The organism is Gracilibacillus sp. JCM 18860 (assembly GCF_055395245.1).
Window position 1 is genome coordinate 3,904,048 of record NZ_AP043868.1, and the last position, 19,404, is coordinate 3,923,451.

Sequence of the window (19,404 nt, forward strand, 5' to 3'; positions counted from 1 at the left end):
CCATCGATCCTTTTGCTTATTTTTGTTTTTTTAATTCTTCTCCATTTTTGCCTTGGTAACGTAGTCCCCAGCCAGTAAGTGCCGCGACAAGCATGACAATAACGAGGAACCATCCTTGAAAGACGAAGGGGAATACGGAAGTAGGTGCAACGATAGGCAACCACTCATACGTATCCTTCATCATCGTAATCGTAGACCAGCCGAGTAAAACTGGCGCTCCCCAAGGAAAAATATAACCTAATGCAGAAGTGACCGCATCTAGCATATTTGCCCGTCGATAGCGATGGATATGGTATTTTTCTCCGATTTCTTTAACGAAAGGTGCTGCAGCAATTTCAGCAGCAGTATTAATCGTAATCGCACTGTTGAGTAATGCGACAATACTCCAGATGGCAAGTTCTGCTCTTCTTACAGAGTTTTTAATCCATTTTACTAAGGTTTTAGTTATAACCTCCATTGTCCCACCAAGCTTAAGAAGATGGGCAGCAGCGACGATTAATAGAATAAGGATGGCCATATTAATATAACCACTAATACCGTCTATTAAGGCGCCTTCGACAATGCTATCAGAATCAGGATTAAAGCTTAGAATATCACCAATAGAACCAATTGGGAACAGAGCAATCGTCCCGACTGCTACTAGAATCCCCCAGGTCAGTGATGTAATAATATGATGTCCTGAAAGAGCTAAGATTAAAACAATCGCAAATGGAATCAGCATTACTAAGCCAGTAGGACTTGTTGTAGATTCAATACTCGCCTGATTTTCTATGGTGCCTCCACCACCAAAAATGATGAATAAAAGGAGTGTCGGGATAGCGGCAGCAATTGCATATTTGAATCGACTACGAACAACACCCGGGACATCTGCATCTTGTGTAGTAGCAGAAACAATTGTCGTGTCGGAAACAGGTGCTAAGTTATCACCAAAAACCGCTCCTGCCAATATCGCAGCAAATAGAATCGTTGGGTCAGCTCCCGTTGCAACCCCTGCTGGATACATTAAAGTACAGAAAGCAACTGTAGTACCATACCCAGTTCCGACTGCGGTAGAAAAAACCGCTGCAAGCACAAATGTCATGCCAACAAATAATCCACCAGTAAATCCAGTAATCGATCCAATCCATACTAAGCCCTCTACTAAACCACCTACCTGCAGGACTTGTGCAAACATCCCTGCATAGAACCATGCAACCATTGCTACAACTCCAATTGGTTGCGCAAGTCCGTCAAATAACCCCTGTGCATAATCAGCCCATTTACTTTTACAGAAAAATAATCCTAGTGTAATACCGAATACAGCTCCAAGCACTAAGCCGATTTCAGATGATAATTGAAGAACACTTGTTGTGATGGCCCAAATAACAAAAAACAATAAAGGAATGGCAGCACCCAATGGGCCAAGACGAAAGGTTAGCTGATTTATTTTTCGATCACCTGTTGTGCGTGCCAAATTTTCTTGTGACATGTATTTCCCTCCTTATAACCAAACCTGCTCTATATTATTCTATCTTAGAAGAAACTATTAAAAAAACAGATAACGTGTAACATTGTACCATAATCAGCTTTAAAGATAAAAACAGAATAGAATGCTAGTTTTTGGTTCTATTATTCGGGAATCTAGCATAGAATCGTAATGATTACGTTTTAATAAAAAAATGGAAGGAGAAGCTATGAAAAGAAACCTGTCCTCTCTTACGATTGATAGTTGTCTCTTGTTATTATTTGCGGCTGTTGTTTGTCTTGTTAGTCTTAATCCAAACAACAGCGTTTTTCAAATACCTGATTCCTTTTATCAAATGAATACGATCTTTCTTAGTATATTAATTGAGGCGCTGCCATTTGTTTTAATAGGTGTGTTGATTGCTGGTTTTATTCAAATGTTTATTACGGAAAATCAATTGAAGCGATGGATACCAAAAAACAAATATGCTGCGATTTTAATGAGCTGTGTCGTTGGGGCATTATTTCCAGCGTGTGAATGTGGAATTGTTCCTATTGTTCGTAGATTAATTGCTAAAGGTGTACCACTTTTTGCGGGGATTGGTTTTCTTCTTACAGGTCCTTTGATCAATCCGATCGTCATTTTTTCTACCTATATGGCATTCGGAAATGACCTAGAAATTGCTTTACTACGTATGGGAATTGGTTTTATTGTAGCACTTATTATCGCATTTATCATCAGCCTTCTCTATCGAACCAATCAATTAAAACAAGAAGCTGTCCATACAACCACTCAGATTAATTATGAGACAAGCCTTCTAACCAAAGCAAGAAAAACATTGCTTCATGCGGTAGATGAATTTTTTGATATGGGCAAATATTTAATTATTGGAGCATTTCTCGCCGCTTTTGTTCAAGTATATGTATCCACCAAGCTACTTGTCTCGATTGGGGACGGGCCGTTCACTTCCTTATTCGTTATGATGGGATTAGCCTATTTCCTTTCCCTATGCTCGGAGGCGGATGCTTTTATCGGTTCCTCGTTCAGCAATATTTTTCCGAAGGGTGCCATACTCGGTTTTCTTGTCTATGGACCGATGATTGATCTAAAAAATACGTTCATGATGCTAAGTGTGTTCAAAGCACGATTTGTCTTTGCTTTTGTCATGATCGTAACAGTCATTGTATTTATCAGCATCAGCTGCTGGCAACTCTTATTTTAATGGAGGGGAGGTAGATGAAAATAAATGTCCAGCAATTAGTACGAGCGATCATCCTTTTCTTGTTTGCATTTTTTATTTATCGATTACATCATAGTGGGGAAATACTACAGCTCATCAATCCGAAGTACGAGACGCTAAGTATGATAGGGGCTACCATTTTCTTCGTTCTGTCTTTCGTGCAGCTTTTTCGCATTTTCTCAGTATCAAGTAACCATATCCATTGTGAGCATACAGATCATCGACACGATCATGGTGACAAGCCGATAAATATCAAAAAAGTAATCAGCTATCTCATCATCCTTTTTCCATTAGCAACGGGCTTCCTTCTACCATTTGCAACATTAGATGCTTCCATTGCTAAGAATAAGGGGGCAACACTTTCCTTAAGGAACCAAGGAGAAAGAGAGGTTGAATCTGCGCCTCTACCTACGAATGATCCAAATCAAATAGATCCAAATGTTTATAAGAATAAGGTTTCAAAAGAGGAGTATGAGTGGATACAACAGGATTTGTTCCATCAACCCCATCTGAAAATGGAAGATACCCTGTATGCCCTCATCTACCAAGAGGTCACACAAAATATAAATATGTTCAATGGGAGAAAAATCACCTTAAATGGTTTTGTTTATCGAGAGCAAGACTTTGCATCCAATCAGCTAGTTATTGGTAGATTTTTGATCACACATTGTATAGCAGATGCAGGCTTGATCGGCTTTTTAGCAGAATTTGATCAGGAAATGACGGTGAGTGAGGATACGTGGATGGAGGTGACAGGAACAATTCGTCTAACGGAATACCAGGGCACGTCCATCCCTTTACTAGAAATAGAGGAATACCAGACAATCGATCAACCAGAGCAGCCCTATGTCTATCCACTAAATATACAAGTTCTAGGAGGAGGGTAGGGGATTTGTCTTAAAATGGCTTCAGTATCATCATTATAATAATAAACAGTAGCAACGTGTTTTCCACATATTCTGTACGTAGTAGCTTTTGAACATGATCGGCATAAGATTCTGGTACATCGTCTCCCTTATGTGTTTTCAGCATCTCATTAATCGGTGCTGCATATTTTTTTAATAACGTTGGTCCAAGTCCAATCGCAATAAAATAGAGCGTTAAGCTTGTCAAATACCAGCCTTGTTTAAATAAAATTGGATGGATGAACCCCATCAGCAGCCCTGTGACTAACAGTAGAATGCCACCTGTCATGACGAATACATGAATTCTCTTTTTTAACCTAAAAGCATAACGAATTTCATCCATCGTTTTCGCCGACTTAATTATTTTTGTTAATACAAAGCCAGGCCCGATGCCAACAATCGCAGATATGATATGAATCAGTACTAGTATTGGATAGATGGATTCCATCTTGATCACCCTCTTAATAAATTGCCAGAGTTGCAAAAATAATCGCCGAAGCTGCAAAAAAGTAGCCGAAGTTGCAAAAATAATCCAGAATCTCGCAAAATAGCAGTGGAGCTCGAATATGTAAAAATCGCAAACAAAATATTTTGCTTGCGATCTTGAAATAAGATTATCGATTTTTTAGATAGATGTCAAATAGTTAAGCCATTCTTATGCATAGACGAGCTCGCGTGCTAGACGATCACAGAATTTTTCACAGCGCAAATAGTCATCATTTTGTGGAGTAAGTTCGACCTTTAAGGTGACAGCAAGATTTGTTTGCACATAAAGCATGTCACGGAAAATATCAACAGCACCACAGAAATATGGATAGAAGCTATCACCGGTTCCGAACACACCTGTGGTCACATGCTTCATATCTTCCTGTTCAAATGCTTCAAAAAGGTCTTCCATTTCAAGCGGTAATTCTCCATTATCCCACGAGTATGTTCCCACTGCTATCATGTCGTATTCTTTCAGTGTACTAAAATCACATTCATCCACTAGTAGGAGATCTGTTTCGATATCACGTGCTTCCATTTTTTCATGAATGATTTCAGCTAGGGTAGATGTATTTCCTGTTACAGATGTATAGATAATGGCTGCTTTCATTGGTGAAACCTCCTTGTTATAAAATGATCGCCTAGATAAAAAATCCCTTATAGTTCATCAAAACCATTAGATGAGGAAACCTTTGTATACGTACGAGATTTTTGCTCGAAGAAATCTGATTTGGTTTCATTCATCATTTCATCACTAAAAACATGAATCCATGCCATCGGATTTTCGCGGTCTGGATAATAATTATCAAGTCCAATTTGGCGGAAACGTTTGTTAGCCAAATATTCTACATAGCCATGGAATTCTTCCAGATTAATTCCATCGATGTCCTTTAAAATATAGTCTGCCCATTCCTTCTCTAATTGAACAGCATGATCGATTGTTTTGTAAACAAAATCAATATTTTCTTTTGTATTTAACTCCGGATTTTCCGTAAGTAGAATGCGCACAAATTGTGAAACGAAATAAGCATGCTGCATTTCGTCACGTTGGATATAGCTAATCATTGTACTTGTTTTTAACATTTTTTGTTGACGAGCTAAATGATAGAAGAAGGCAAATCCTGCATAGAAATAAATACCTTCTAAGTTAATGGAGTTAATCGCTAGCTCAAAAAGACGCTGAGGTGTTGGATTATCTCGGAAAGCATCATAGCTATCTAAAATGAGTTGATTTCTTTTTCGAACAATTGGGTCATCCTTCGCTTGGTTAAAGCGATCGTTTTGCTCTCGTAATGGTACAAGTGAGCTAAGGATATAAGAATAGGATTCATTGTGTACAGCCTCTTGTTGGGCAATAACGGCAAAAATTGATTTGAAGCTAGAGTCTGTTACATAGTCCATTACATGTGTCATTGTCGGTGTTTGTAGGCTGTCGAGTGATGCCAATTGTGTATTAATACGTAGGAAAACATCTTTTTCCGTTTCACTTAAATGATCCCATTGTTTAATATCATCCTGCATATTAATTTCTTGTGCCTTCCAAAAATTAGACAATAATGTTTGATACAAATCATACATTTGTGGATAAGCAATATCGTTCCAGTTTAATAGTCCTGATGATTCCCCATTAATGATCCCTGTTGCTTTATTCGGATATGTCGGATTAAGTAGCTTTATTTTCGTTAAAGTTTCGTCTGTTTTTGCCATGATGATAGTGCCTCCTTTTTCATATCAATCAGTAGAAAAGCGAAGCCATAACAATTAGCTATGGCATGCTTCACATTCTTCTATCTCTGTTTGTGATGTACTACGAACATAATAGGTTGTTTTTAATTTATTTTCCCATGCACTAATGTGTAGGTTGAGTAAATCCTTTGCCTTTATATCGTGGCGCACATAGAAGTTAAAGCTAATCGCTTGGTCGATATGGCGTTGTCTCTTAGCGTTTTGTTTAATACTCCATACTTGATCAAGCTCATGGCGTGCGCGGCGGTAATAGTTATACGTGACGTGGTCTAAATCAGGTGCAGTTACTTTAAATTTAAAGTTTTTCTTTTCCTCTGCATACTCTACTGCATATAATGGATCAATTCCATCTGTTGATCCGCCGATTTTTGCAGTGGAGGAGTTTGGTGCTACAGCCATCAACCAGCCATTGCGTATCCCATTTTCGGCAACTTCCTCACGTAGTTGCTTCCAGCGATCAGAGTGATAATCTCTACGATCAAAATAAACACCTGATTGCCATTCAGAACCTTCAAATTCAGAATAAGCTCCTTTTTCTTTCGCTAATTCCATGGATGCTTTAATCGTATAATAAGCAATATCTTCATATACTTTATCAGCATAGTCTACCGCTTCCTCAGATTCCCAATGGATGCTTTCTAATGCTAATAGATGATGCCAGCCAAAAGTTCCTAAACCAACTGCACGATATTTTTTATTCGTTGCCTGTGCTTGCCCAACCGAAATAGTATTCAAGTCAATAACATTATCTAACATTCTGACCTGGATGCTGATGAGACGCTCTAATACTTTCTCGCGAACCGCATTTGGTAAGTTAATAGAGGATAAATTACACACAACGAAATCACCAGGCTTACGGACAATCACAATATTGCCATCTTCATCTTGGTATTCTTTTGAAATAGTAGTTGGTGACATGTTTTGCGCAATTTCCGTACATAGGTTACTACAATAAATAGACGTTTTACCGATTCCGCGCTTATGCTTGTTTGGATTTTGACGGTTTACCTCATCACGGTAGAACATATATGGTGTACCTGTTTCTAATTGTGCTACCATAATACGTGCCATAATATCCATCGCACGATACGTTTTTCTAGGAAGTAGTGGATGATTCACGGCCTCCCAATATTTCTCGGTAAAATATTTATGATCTTTTTCATCATAGAAATCTTCTAACCCAAGCGGGTTACCAGCTTCGTCCTTCCAGCCCATTATTTGCTTCACTTGGTGTGGACAGAAGGTATGCCATTCCCCAATACTTTTTCCATTCGCATCTTTTTCTTGTAGTTGCTCCATAAATAAGTCAGGAATCGCAACACCTGTAAAAATATCATGTGCCTTACGGCGTTCATCCCCATTATTTGTTTTCAGATCTAAAAATCCATTCATAATATCCTTATGGAAAACGTCTAGGTAAATAGCGACAGCACCTTGACGTTGACCCAGCTGATCAACACTCACTGCCGTATCGTTAATCAGACGAATCCAAGGAACAACACCAGAGGAATTCCCTTTGAATTTTTTAATATCTGATCCTAGTGCACGAACCTTGCCATAATAGATACCAATTCCTCCACCATCCTTACTCAGGCGGGCGATATCCCAGTTATTAAGATAGATACCATCTAAGGAATCATCTACTGTATCAATAAAGCAGGAAGATAGCTGGCCATAGCTTTTCCCGGCATTAGATAATGTTGGAGTAGCTACTGTCATATAGAGATGGCTTAGAGCCCAGTATGCTTCCTTAACGAAGTCAATACGTTTTTCTTTTGGTTCGTTTTTCATTAATGTCATCGCAATAATCATGAAGCGCTCTTGTGGTAGCTCGTATAAATTACGGTCATGATCACGTGCCAAATATCGATCAGCCAAAAGGAAGAGTCCAATATAATTGAATAATTTATCTCTGTCTGGCACAATGGCTTTATGTAATTCGTCCATTTCCTCTTTAGAATAGCTAGCTAATAATTCAGGATTGTAAATACCTTTATCGGTTAATGCTTGGATAAGGGAATAGAAATCACCATATTTTTCTGTTTCAGAAAAGCTTCGATTTTTAGCTGCTTCCTGGTATAATTGAGTTAAATGTAAGTGTGCCGCTAGAAACGTCCAGTTTGGTTGATCCATGGAGATTCTGTTCAAAGAATAGAATAGTGCTTCCTGTGTTAATTCATCATGAGATTTCATGGATTCGTTAATTTTACTTTGAATATCCTTTGTGTCTAGACCATATTTTTCTGTCGCCTCTTCCAGTGCTTTTGAAACACTTTGCTTCATTGATTGAACTTCTGTTGTCATAAGAAAACCTCCATATACATAATAAAAGCGCCCATATCAGAGCGAAAATATCATTATCTTTTTAAAAGAAAGAATTATAAATAATACAATATATTGATGAATTTCTTTGTTTTTTAACTATATATTGTATTCTATCTTAAAATGTTCTTTTTTACAATAGAAAAAACTCGGGAAAATATTAAGCTTAATAGAAAAGATAGTGCTAATAGTTGATATAGAGATATTTATCTCCATAACAGGACTTTTTTCCTGTTTTTTATAGTGATAAAATAAGGAATTTTATGTGTTTTAATGAACGATAAAAATAATTATAAGCCCCAATAGAGTATATCGTCCAATTAAAAAAGTTGTTTAATTATGATATTTTTAATAGATAGAAATTGATAGGAGTGATAGCATGGCGACATTTGATGATTTTATGAAACTGGATCTACGAATAGGAACAATTCTGGAGGCAGAGCCATTTACGGAAGCAAGAAAACCAGCCATCAAACTAAAAATTGATTTTGGGGAACAATTAGGGATCAAACAATCATCTGCTCAAATTACCAAACGCTATACCCCTGAAAGATTAATCGGTAGACAAATAGCTGCTGTAGTCAATTTTCCATCAATGAGAATAGCAGGGTATAAGTCAGAGGTTCTCGTATTAGGTGGAGTGCCAAATGATACAGATGTTGTTCTTCTGCATCCTGATGAGGAAGTAGAGAATGGAACAAAAATTTCATAAAATCCGATAGCGAAGGGACTCCTTTTATAGAAAAGGAGTCTTTTTGTTTGGTTTATTATTCTTAAAGGCAAATATATATTGCAAAATGTAATGTGTTGAATTATAATAAAAGAAAAACATGGAGGAATGAAGATGCTATTTCGCAAAAAACGTTATCAAGATGAGCGAGTAACAGCGGAACAAAATAGGATTTATCGAGAAATTTATATATTGATATATGTAATTTGTTTTTTATCTATTGTTTATAAGTTCATTATGAATGGGGAGATTTCATTAAATCTTGTAGGAACGGAGATGTTAATCGTATTAGTTAGCGGAATTTATTATGCGATACGATCAGCTAAGCTTGGACTTTTTTCAGCTGAGGTGGAAATTCACGATCAGAAAAACAAATGGAGCTACCAGTCAAAAACGATTTTCTCAGGAATTGGAATTGGCGTATTGCTTGGTATTATTTTCGGAGTAAATAGTGCCTATCAATATGCAGACAGTCAAATGCAAGCCTATTATTATTTCTTTCTAGTTTTTATCGTCACTTTGATCATTTATATGCCAATTCTATTATTGTTAATGCTTGGAAGCTATTCTGCAGCAAAGAAAAAGAGTGACAAAGTCATAGAGAAGCAGCTAGAGGAATAGGTGAGAGGATGAAAAATTTAAAGCTAAAGATGGCCAGAGCAGAACATGATCTATCACAAGCAGAACTAGCCAAATTAGTCGGCGTCACTAGACAAACGATCGGGCTAATTGAACTAGGTAAGTACAATCCTAGCCTACAATTATGTATAGCGATTTGTCGTACATTAAATAAAACGTTAGATGATTTGTTTTGGGAGGAAGATGGATGAGAGGAAGGGGGGAATCCAAACCATAGGATTGTGACCGCTAGTTAGAAGATGGTTCGGATTTCCAATCTTCCTCGCTTAATTTTCTAAATTTGCTTGATTGTATTCCATGATTACATCATCTCCACCAGCTGCTTTCCAATCCGCAATTGCTTGATCAAAGCCTTCTTCGTCTATTTCGCCTAAGATATAATTGAAGGTTGCATCTGTTATCATCGTATTTAGTTCCTCGCTTTTTAAATCAAAGGTTGCTGAGTCTAACGTAACGGTCGGATTTTTTATAATATATTTTTCATTGTCTTTAAACAACGCTTCTGCTTTTTCTCTTGCTTCTAATGGAAAGGCGCCTTCATAGCGTCCGTTTGTATCAGACTCGCCAATTTCAAGTGTTTGATAGGGGATAACTTCTCGCTCAAGCTTCCCGCTATCCTCGATAGCAAGTGCTCTCCCGTTCTCTAACGTGTAATGCTCCCCCTCTATTCCCCAATAAACGATATTCGCAACCTCAGGCTCCATCATCTTGTCAAAAAAGGCCAAAATTGTTTTTAATTCCTCCTCTGTTTCGACAGAAGACTTTGGAAAGAAATAGGGATGATTGTATCCTGGAATACTCCATATTTGATATTCTCCATGAGGTCCTTTTATTTGGTTATGGACATCCAGCTCCATTTCCGGATTTATCGCTACCCCGTCACTGTATAAAGCACTAACATCACACATACAGCCGATATAAGCTCCAGCTTTCCCCGATTTAATCATATCCTGCTGATCCGGTTTACTCGTAACAGGGAAGTCTTGATTAATATAGCCTTTCTCATGTAATTGCCTCATAAATTGTAGTGTTTCCTTATATGCTGGGAACATAAATGCGGGAAGTAGCTCCCCATCTTTTTCTCCCCATTCATTCGGTGTATTAAACCAAGAGGCGATCGTGTTAAAGGAACCATATGCTAGATCACCGCGATCAGCCAAACCGATTGTATCATCTTTGCCGTTGCCATCAGGGTCATTCTCGGTAAATTGCTTCAGCATATTAAAAAATTCTTCGGTAGTTTGTGGTGTGGATAACCCTAGATTATCTGCCCAATCCTTTCGGTAGATAATGCCTTGTCGAGACAATGGGCGCCCTTGATAGAGAGCATACAGCTTTCCATCCACTCTTGTATTATCTAAAATTTCCTTCTTTAGCTTCTTTAAATTTTCAAATTCATCAAGGTAGGGCTCAATCTCCCAAAACTGTCCATCCCTTATTGCTTCTTTAAAGTTCCCTTCGATAGGTATGTTCGCAACCTCTGGCATATTGCCGGTTGCAAAGGCTGTACTCATACGATCTTGATAATTACTAGCAGGCACATACTGAAGGTCTAATTGAACGCCTGTTAATTCTTCTATTTTTTCTTCGATTTTGGGATCGGGTGTTTCGGCTGTGTGGAGTGGTGTTAATATTGTAATTTCTGAGTCTACTTTTGACTCCTCCTGTGTAGTGCGATCATTTTGGTTACACCCAATTAACATCATTCCGAGAAGAATAAAATAAATAAAAATCCTCACCTTACATTTCATCAAAACAGCCCCTTTTAAAAAAATACTCCCTAAATATATATGTTTGGTAGAATCTTTTTATCCTTGCTAGCACACAGCCCCCTCGATGGCAAAAAAAAGAAAGAAGACAAATCTAGTCCTCTTTCTGTTCATACTGAATCGCATGTAGTCTTGCAAAAACACCATCTCGAGCTAATAATTCTTGATACGTGCCTTCTTCTGCAATGCCGTCCTTCGTTACAACAACTACACGATCGGCATCCCGAATGGTAGCAAGTCTATGAGCAATGACAAGTGTTGTACGGTTTTCTGCCAGTTGATCTAAGGATTGTTGAATTAATCTTTCTGTCTCCGTATCTAGGGCAGAAGTCGCCTCATCTAAAATGAGAATCGGTGGGTTTTTAAGAAATGTTCGCGCAATGGCTAAACGCTGCTTCTGACCACCAGAAAGCTTCAAGCCGCGCTCACCAATTTGAGTATCATATCCTTCAGGTAGACTGGCAATAACCTCATCTAAGTGTGCCTTTTTAGCGGCTTCAATAATTTCTTCCTCTGTCGCCTCTTTCTTGCCATACGCGATGTTTTCCCGTACAGTACCGGTAAATAGAAAGACATCCTGTTGAACAATTCCAATTTGATCACGCAATGACTTTTTAGTCATCTTCCGAATGTCGATTCCATCAATGGTGATTGATCCACTATCCACATCATAAAATCTAGGAATAAGGGAACAAATCGTCGTTTTTCCTGCACCAGATGGCCCCACAAATGCAACGGTCTCACCAGGGTTAACCTTTAAGCTAATATCCTTTAAGACACGCTGATACTGATCATAGGAAAAATCGACATGTTGGAATTGAATATTACCAGATAAACTAGCTACATCAACGGCATCAGGAGCGTCGACAATTTCCGGATCCTTGGCAAGAAGCTCACGGAAACGACGGAACCCTGCCATGCCCTTTGGATAGAGCTCTAACAATGCACTGATTTTATCGACTGGTTTAATCAAAACATTAGTGTAAAGCACAAAGCTAACTAACTCGCCATAGGAGAGCTTGTTATGAAGACTTAACCATGCACCAACAACTAGGACGATTAAAGTAAGAAATCTTGTCATCATATAAATGCTGGAATGCGTTCCTGCCATTACCTTGTATGCTTTAATCTTTGCTTTACGGAACAGGCCATTGTCTTTTTTGAAACGATTAATTTCAAACTCCTCGTTAGTAAAGGATTGAACGACACGAACACCAGAAACGGCATCCTCCACTCGTCCATTAACATCCGCGATTTTGCCATACATTTGATGCCATGCCTTATTCATTGCCATATTACAATAGGTAACTAATACAACAAGCAGTGGAACAATGACTAGTGCGATAACAGCAAGTGTCGGATTAATCGTAAACATAATTCCAAAAGCCCCAGCGAATGTCATTACTGCAATAAAGGCATCCTCTGGTCCATGATGCGCAAGCTCGCCGATATCGAATAAATCATTCGTGATCCGACTCATAATATGTCCTGTTTTTGTATTATCAAAAAAACGAAAGGACTGACGTTGTACATGAACAAATAATTCCTCACGCATATCTGTTTCAATATTTATTCCAAGCTTATGTCCAAGATAGCTCACAATAAATTGAAGGAAGGTACTCAATAAATAAACAGCAAACAGGAGAATACAGACAGTCAGAATGACGTTCCAGCTACCCTCTAACAACAAATCATCGATCAGCCATTGTACAGCAAGCGGGAATGCAAGCTCTAGAATAGCTACAATGATTGCACTCGTAAAATCAATCATAAATAGCCGTTTATGTGGTTTATAGTAAGAAAAAAATTGCTTTAACATGTGAATGTGTACTCCTTTATAGATATTTGGCTTCACATATTATAGCAGAAAATACCGAAATATGATGGGAAAAGGGTTCGATGTAATCTAAAAAAGAAAATTTCTTTTCCGTCCAAGCTTTCCGCCTTTTGTGTATTTTTGTGGAATGACTTCAATCTGATCCATCTGAAGGGTATAATCATAGTCAACCGCCATGAACAATCGATAAAGTATCCAGAAACCAAACAGTATTTGCCCAATGAACAAAATGACAAAAAGGAGACCATCCGTAAATCCAGCCATAATCAGATATATAACCTGAAGTAAAAGCAATGGCCAATGCTTTAATAAAACAATCATACTACCAGTTAAAATCCCGATAATCATAAACATCTCCATATCCATTCTCTTTTCACCACCTTTTATGCTTACTATCCCCAAAATTGCTTATATTTTGCATAGAGATCCCGTTTTTTACAATGATTCTTACGTGATGGAGTAGCAATACAGCAATATAGAAGAAACGAAGAATAACAACAGATGGTATAGTAAAGATAAAAGGAGGTTGTCTGTTTGAACAAACCAAAGGGAGAATTCAAAGGTGGAAATAACATTGCACTAAAAATTCCTAAATATCAATACAGCGAGACAGTCCATTTTTATAAAGAAGTCATCAAGCTACCCTATTTGGGCAATATGGCCGGATCACATGCCTTTCAATTTGGTGATGTCACACTATGGTTGGATTGTATGGACAATTATTCTAAACAGGATGTATGGCTGGAGCTCCAGACAGACAATGTGAAGGTAGCGGCAGACTATTTGCGTGAGAATCATATTAATAGAAGAGACGAAGTAGAGGTTCACGAGAACTCAGAGGGCTATTGGATTTCAGATCCCTGTGGAACGATTCTTAGAGTTAACCCACAAAAGAAAAATCCTTTGTAGGACGCGCCTATCAATAAGTACGTCCTTTTGAAATAGACAAAGGTTAGCACCCTAAAAGAGGAAAATTTAATCATTTGTCGAATCTAACTAGAAGAACATCGTAAGACCTACTAATGGTAGTAGTCATATCTTATCTAGGAGTTGATGCCTAATATGAACAGAATTAATCTTATTACTTTAGGTGTAAAGGATATTGGGGAATCGCTGAAGTTTTACCGAGACATAGGTTTTGAAGCATCTGTGACGGGTGACGAGGAAAAGCCTGTTATTGTGTTCTTTAAAAATGAGGGATCAAAGTTAGAGTTATTTCCAATCGAGGAATTGGCAAAGGATATCAACGAAAATCATCCTCCAGAATTGTCAAAAGGGGGATTCTCGGGTATCACGCTTGCTTATAATGCAAAATCTGAAATCGAGGTGAATCATATTTTTCAATTAGTCAAAAAAGTCGGTGCCCAAGTAGTCAAAGAGCCGCAAAATTTATCATGGGGTGGATACGGAGGGTATTTCATTGACCCTGATGGTTATTACTGGGAGGTTGCCTATGGCTCAGTCTGGGAATTCGATGACTCTAACATGTTGATCATTAAAAATTAAAGGCATTCAGCATAAATCCTTATGCAATATAAAAAGGAGAGAATAATGGATAAAATAATAGATGACATAGCTAATTTTATAAATAGTAAAGATCAACAAGTAATCATAGGAATCTCCGGTCATGGTGCTTCTGGGAAAACCACCTTTGCCAATAAACTTATCCATTATCTAGGAGATAAAGCGCTAAATTTCATGAATACAGACCCATATATTATCGGCTCGGATCTGCGTAAGTACACCGTATTGAATTATGAATATAACCATGAAGAACATCATTATAAAATGACCGCATGTCATCCTACAGCCCATCATTTGTCCGCATTAGAAAGAGATATTCACATGATTAGAAAAGGTTTAGATTTTTATACAATTGGCACACATTTTAAAGAAAGCACGTTTATTTCTTCCGCAAAAAAAGTAACTATTATAGAGGGAATGAGTATGGCTTTTTTGAGTCAACAATTATTTGATTTGACGGTCTATTTATATACGGACGGAGAAACGGAGTTCAAGAGAAGAGAAATTCGAGATATATCTGAAAGAGGGACAGATATTCAATACCTAAGAGATTCTCATCAAGAGCGCAGAATACAATATGAATTATTCATGCATCCATATCATCAGCATTTTGATGTAGTGATAAAAAACAATAATCAGGGGTTCATCGTGGAAAAATATGAACTTATCTATTGACATCCATTCGCGAAGAAAAGAGTGAACAGCATCTCCCTACTTAGACTTTCTGATGCCTTCTTTCTAAGAATGACTTTTCCTAGAAGATAGAATGCGATAGAATAAGGGGAAATAGGTTGTGTAAGGAGATAAGTAATGACAACAATTAACGATATCGCGAAGATGGCAGGAGTTTCTCGATCTACCGTCTCTCGATTTTTAAACAAAAATGGTTATGTGAGTGAGGAGGCTGCCAAAAGAATCCAAGACGTCATCCATGATACTGGCTATATGCCGAGCCAGTCTGCTCAATCATTACGAACGAAAAAATCAGGTGTGATTGGTGTGATTTTACCAAAGATCAGCACAGAAACCGCCAGTCGAGTAGTCAGCGGGATTAATCAGTTCTTGCAAAAGAATCACTATCAGGTGCTGTTAGCCGATACGTCCCTAAATCATGAAAAAGAAATTGAGTTTATCCGCTTACTTCAATCGCGTAATGTCGATGGAATTATCTTATTAGGTACACATATTTCAACAGAATTAATGAGGGCCATTCAGGAAAGTCGCGTTCCGATTGTCGTCATTGGACAAGATATGCCTGAGACTACTTCGGTTATCTATCCAGATTATCTAGCTACCGTTGAAATGATCGAATATATGCTAGAAAGAAAGTATCGCCAAATTGCTTATATCGGTGTTGGGGAGGAAGATCCGGCTATCGGAATAGAGAGAAAAAGAGCATATGTCGATACATTGAAAAAATATCATCTTACCGTCAGAGAGCAATGGATTCAGCTAGGGGATTTTAGTATTGAATCAGGATATCAAGCGATGAGGCGATTGATGGAAACCTCGTCATCTAGACCTGATGCTGTGTTTGTCGTCACAGATCGAATGGCAATTGGTGCTATTCAATATTTGAAGGATCATCAGTACCGTATACCAGAGAATGTCGCGATTGGAGCAACGGGTGCGTCGACTTTATCGAAATATTTAGAGCCGAGTCTAACAACCATTGATTTTCAAAATGAGGAAGCGGGTACGTTAGCGGCACAATTAATGATGAAAGCATTAGAGGGAGAAGATGAAGTAGAAAAAAAGGTTATTCACAGCTATAGACTTTTAAAACGAGATAGTGTATGATGAAAACGTGAACAATATGAGATCGATACCATATTGTTCTTTTTAATAAAGAATATGGGAACGATTCCTTGTTAGGTGTGAAGTAGAAGCAATCCTATTTTAAAATTTTTTTAGCTCGTTGTGGAATCAATACCATGTATGGAGGAGGATATTTATGAGTAGCAATCAGGACATTGCCAAACAAGTCGTAGAAGCAATAGGTGGACCGGAAAACGTTCAATCTGTGGCGCATTGTGCGACAAGACTTAGAATTATGGTTCATGACAAAGACAAAATTAATGAAAAAAAAGTAGAAGAGATTGATAAGGTGAAAGGGGCCTTCTTTAACTCAGGACAATATCAAATTATTTTTGGTACAGGGACAGTCAACCGTATTTATGAAGAAGTCAACAATCTAGGAGTTTCAGGAACGACAAAGTCCGAAATGAAACAGGAAGCGGCAAAACAAGGAACAGCCTTTCAACGAGCGATTCGTACATTTGGTGACGTTTTTGTTCCTATTATACCTGTTCTTGTTGCCACAGGTTTGTTTATGGGACTCCGCGGATTATTGACACAGGAACAGGTCTTATCTCTTTTTGGACTGACACCCGATAGTATATCCGATAACTTTCTATTATTTACTGAGGTGCTAACAGATACAGCCTTTGTGTTTTTACCAGCACTTGTAGCATGGTCGACCTTTAGAGTATTTGGTGGAACTCCTATCATTGGATTCGTACTTGGGTTAATGTTGGTTTCCCCAGCACTTCCGAATGCTTGGGCAGTAGCAGAAGGCAATGCAGATCCATTATATTTTCTTGGCTTTATCCCAGTTATTGGTTATCAGGGCTCTGTCTTACCGGCATTCTTTGCAGGTCTGATTGGTGCTAAAGTAGAAAGGTTTTTCCGTAAACGGGTGCCAGAGGCATTGGATCTAATCGTTACACCATTTATTGTATTGCTTATTATGATTACTTTGTCTCTATTCGTGTTAGGGCCAATTCTCCACCTAGTAGAAAATGGCATTTTCGATGGAGTGATAGCCGTATTAGATCTACCGTTTGGATTGGCTGGATTAATTATAGGCTTTTTCAATCAAATTATTGTAATAACGGGTGTTCATCATATTTTTAATTTCTTGGAGATCCAATTATTAGAGAATCTAGGGTTTAACCCATTTAATCCAATTGTTACTGCTGCCATTGCCGCACAAGGTGGGGCTGCATTAGCGGTTGCCGTGAAAACAAAATCAAAAAAATTAAAAGCACTAGCTTATCCATCCTCCCTGTCGGCATTTCTAGGTATTACAGAGCCAGCAATATTTGGTGTGAACCTACGCTACGGGAAACCATTCATCATGGGGTTAATTGGTGGGGCGATTGGAGGATTTCTTGCAGATATTTTACGTTTACAAGCAACTGGTATGGCGATTACTGTCATTCCAGGAACGTTATTATATCTAAATGAGCAAATCTTCCTCTATTTAATCGTAAATATTGTTGGTATTGCTGTTGCCTTTGTACTTACGTATCTGTTCGGTTACAGGGATGAATAAAAAAAGAAATAAAATCTATTAAGGGATGTTAAACATGAATCAAGATCAACAACTGAAAGAACTTGCATACAAACGAATAGAACAATTTCAAGGAAAAGCAAAGCAGGATCCTTATTTTCCTAGCTATCATATCGCACCACCAACAGGACTAATAAATGATCCAAATGGCTGGATCGAGTGGAAAGGCACTTACCATCTGTTTTATCAATGGATGCCATTTGAGACAGGACATGGTGCAAAATATTGGGGACATGTTAGCTCAAGTAATTTGATTGATTGGAAGGATGAACCAATTGCCTTAGCCCCGAGTTCATGGTATGACAAGGATGGCTGTTATTCAGGGAGTGCAATTGCAATCGAAAATAAATTACAGCTTTATTATACTGGGAATGTGAAAATTAATGGGCAGCGTCAATCGTACCAATGCCTAGCAGTTTCTACGGATGGAAGGAAATTTGACAAGAAAGGGGTCGTGCTCGATGTCCCAGAAGGATATACAGCCCATTACCGTGATCCAAAAGTTTGGAAAGAAGCGGAGCACTACTATATGGTGCTAGGTGCACAGACAATAGAGGAAGAAGGTTGTGTAGTTTTATATTCTTCCAAAGATTTAGAAGAATGGCAATTTCATGGACAGCTTGCAGGGGGCTTTGGCTATATGTGGGAATGTCCCGATTTCTTTCGATTAGGCGAAAAGGATGTCTTGCTATTTTCCCCACAAGGAATCGAAGCAGATGGCATTCATTATCAGAATACTTTTCAATCAGGCTATATGATTGGAAATTGGCAGCAGGGTACCACTGACTTTACGCATGGACCTTTCTTTGAGCTTGATCATGGCTTTGATTTTTATGCTCCACAGACAACCTTAGATAAGAAAGGCAGACGCATTTTAATTGCTTGGATGGGGATGGCAGATGAAAATGAGCCATTTCATCCAACGATCGAAAATGATTGGATTCACCAGCTTACGCTCCCAAGAGAATTAGTTATGCATCAGGATCGAATCTATCAAAAGCCTGTCAAAGAATTGCAAGCATTGCGCAAACATCAACTAGTAGATACACAGGTAAAGATAAATTGGACAGGTGATGTTCCTGCTGTTAGTGAATTTATTATCACGCCAGAAAATAGAGAAAACCTTCACATAGACTTGTTTGGTTATGCTACAATAGATTTTGATCCAACAACAAAACAAGTCAAATTAACAAGACCAAAACTGAGTAGTCATCAACGAGAGGAACGAGTGGCTGTTGTGGCCGATCATTTATTGGAGATCCGGTGCTATCTTGATCGCTCGTCTCTAGAAATTTTTGTGAACCATGGAGAATTGGTGTTTACAGCAAGAATTTTTCCACAAAAACAGAATAGAAGCCTCTCCATTACAGGAGAAGGTAATCTAAAGGTTTGGTCATTACAATAGGG

At 38.2% G+C, this 19,404-nt stretch carries 19 protein-coding genes; 11 read left to right on the forward strand and 8 right to left on the reverse strand.

The genetic code is table 11. The annotated features are described in order from the left end of the window. Positions 1-16 precede the first annotated feature (16 nt). Positions 17-1,468 (reverse strand): Na+/H+ antiporter NhaC family protein, encoded by a 1,452-nt coding sequence (locus ACZ5R4_RS19080; protein WP_109983750.1) that lies wholly within the window; start codon positions 1,466-1,468, stop codon positions 17-19. Between the two features lie 205 nt (positions 1,469-1,673). On the opposite strand from ACZ5R4_RS19080, the gene ACZ5R4_RS19085 reads away from it, so the two are divergent. Both ACZ5R4_RS19085 and ACZ5R4_RS19090 read left to right on the forward strand, forming a co-directional pair. Next, on the forward strand, positions 1,674-2,666 hold the full coding sequence (locus ACZ5R4_RS19085; protein ID WP_109983749.1) for a permease: 993 nt from the start codon (positions 1,674-1,676) through the stop codon (positions 2,664-2,666). 14 nt (positions 2,667-2,680) lie between these two features. Beyond that, entirely contained in the window at positions 2,681-3,571 is an 891-nt protein-coding gene (locus ACZ5R4_RS19090) for a TIGR03943 family putative permease subunit (RefSeq protein WP_109983748.1), read from the forward strand. Between the two features lie 10 nt (positions 3,572-3,581). On the opposite strand, the gene ACZ5R4_RS19095 is transcribed toward ACZ5R4_RS19090, so the two are convergent. From ACZ5R4_RS19095 to ACZ5R4_RS19110, 4 genes are all read right to left on the reverse strand, one after another. Next, complete coding sequence (locus tag ACZ5R4_RS19095; RefSeq protein ID WP_054787163.1) at positions 3,582-4,037, reverse strand: DUF2269 family protein; 456 nt, start codon at positions 4,035-4,037, stop codon at positions 3,582-3,584. A gap of 207 nt (positions 4,038-4,244) precedes the next feature. Further along, complete coding sequence (locus tag ACZ5R4_RS19100) at positions 4,245-4,685, reverse strand: flavodoxin domain-containing protein (protein ID WP_054787164.1); 441 nt, start codon at positions 4,683-4,685, stop codon at positions 4,245-4,247. Between the two features lie 47 nt (positions 4,686-4,732). Further along, positions 4,733-5,782 (reverse strand): ribonucleotide-diphosphate reductase subunit beta, encoded by a 1,050-nt coding sequence (locus ACZ5R4_RS19105; RefSeq protein ID WP_109983747.1) that lies wholly within the window; start codon positions 5,780-5,782, stop codon positions 4,733-4,735. 54 nt (positions 5,783-5,836) lie between these two features. Beyond that, the gene (locus ACZ5R4_RS19110; RefSeq protein WP_109983746.1) at positions 5,837-8,125 is read right to left on the reverse strand and encodes a ribonucleoside-diphosphate reductase subunit alpha; all 2,289 of its coding nucleotides are present in this window, start codon (positions 8,123-8,125) and stop codon (positions 5,837-5,839) included. Positions 8,126-8,522: 397 nt separating this feature from the next. Here ACZ5R4_RS19110 and csaA point away from each other — a divergent pair, with 397 nt between their 5' ends. The 3 genes from csaA to ACZ5R4_RS19125 all read left to right on the forward strand — a co-directional run bounded on the left by csaA (position 8,523) and on the right by ACZ5R4_RS19125 (position 9,703). Beyond that, a complete protein-coding gene (gene csaA, locus ACZ5R4_RS19115; RefSeq protein ID WP_054787165.1) occupies positions 8,523-8,855 on the forward strand; it encodes a chaperone CsaA in 333 nt (110 codons plus the stop codon). Positions 8,856-8,987: 132 nt separating this feature from the next. Beyond that, a complete protein-coding gene (locus tag ACZ5R4_RS19120) occupies positions 8,988-9,494 on the forward strand; it encodes a DUF6773 family protein (protein ID WP_464367832.1) in 507 nt (168 codons plus the stop codon). Positions 9,495-9,502: 8 nt separating this feature from the next. Beyond that, positions 9,503-9,703: a helix-turn-helix domain-containing protein gene (locus ACZ5R4_RS19125; RefSeq protein WP_054787166.1), complete on the forward strand. Its 201-nt coding sequence runs from the start codon at positions 9,503-9,505 to the stop codon at positions 9,701-9,703. A gap of 75 nt (positions 9,704-9,778) precedes the next feature. Here ACZ5R4_RS19125 and ACZ5R4_RS19130 read toward each other — a convergent pair whose 3' ends face one another. The 3 genes from ACZ5R4_RS19130 to ACZ5R4_RS19140 all read right to left on the reverse strand — a co-directional run bounded on the left by ACZ5R4_RS19130 (position 9,779) and on the right by ACZ5R4_RS19140 (position 13,484). Then, positions 9,779-11,263, reverse strand: coding sequence for an extracellular solute-binding protein (locus ACZ5R4_RS19130; protein ID WP_464367833.1), 1,485 nt, complete (start codon positions 11,261-11,263; stop codon positions 9,779-9,781). A 112-nt stretch (positions 11,264-11,375) separates the two neighbouring features. After that, positions 11,376-13,100 (reverse strand): ABC transporter ATP-binding protein, encoded by a 1,725-nt coding sequence (locus tag ACZ5R4_RS19135; RefSeq protein ID WP_109983742.1) that lies wholly within the window; start codon positions 13,098-13,100, stop codon positions 11,376-11,378. A gap of 87 nt (positions 13,101-13,187) precedes the next feature. Next, positions 13,188-13,484: a hypothetical protein gene (locus tag ACZ5R4_RS19140; protein WP_109983741.1), complete on the reverse strand. Its 297-nt coding sequence runs from the start codon at positions 13,482-13,484 to the stop codon at positions 13,188-13,190. 168 nt (positions 13,485-13,652) lie between these two features. Here ACZ5R4_RS19140 and ACZ5R4_RS19145 point away from each other — a divergent pair, with 168 nt between their 5' ends. The 6 genes from ACZ5R4_RS19145 (at position 13,653) to ACZ5R4_RS19170 (ending at position 19,402) form a co-directional block, all read left to right on the forward strand. After that, positions 13,653-14,027 carry a hypothetical protein gene (locus tag ACZ5R4_RS19145; protein ID WP_054859732.1) on the forward strand — a complete coding sequence of 125 codons (375 nt, stop codon included), beginning with the start codon at positions 13,653-13,655 and terminating at the stop codon, positions 14,025-14,027. A 153-nt stretch (positions 14,028-14,180) separates the two neighbouring features. Further along, positions 14,181-14,624, forward strand: a complete 444-nt coding sequence (locus ACZ5R4_RS19150) for a VOC family protein (RefSeq protein WP_109983740.1) — start codon at positions 14,181-14,183, stop codon at positions 14,622-14,624. Between the two features lie 45 nt (positions 14,625-14,669). Then, positions 14,670-15,317 (forward strand): uridine kinase family protein, encoded by a 648-nt coding sequence (locus ACZ5R4_RS19155; protein ID WP_054859733.1) that lies wholly within the window; start codon positions 14,670-14,672, stop codon positions 15,315-15,317. Between the two features lie 135 nt (positions 15,318-15,452). Further along, a complete protein-coding gene (locus tag ACZ5R4_RS19160; protein ID WP_277678325.1) occupies positions 15,453-16,442 on the forward strand; it encodes a LacI family DNA-binding transcriptional regulator in 990 nt (329 codons plus the stop codon). A gap of 154 nt (positions 16,443-16,596) precedes the next feature. Continuing rightward, positions 16,597-17,979 (forward strand): sucrose-specific PTS transporter subunit IIBC, encoded by a 1,383-nt coding sequence (locus tag ACZ5R4_RS19165; protein WP_464367834.1) that lies wholly within the window; start codon positions 16,597-16,599, stop codon positions 17,977-17,979. Positions 17,980-18,013: 34 nt separating this feature from the next. Then, on the forward strand, positions 18,014-19,402 hold the full coding sequence (locus ACZ5R4_RS19170) for a glycoside hydrolase family 32 protein (RefSeq protein WP_277678327.1): 1,389 nt from the start codon (positions 18,014-18,016) through the stop codon (positions 19,400-19,402). Positions 19,403-19,404: the final 2 nt, after the last annotated feature.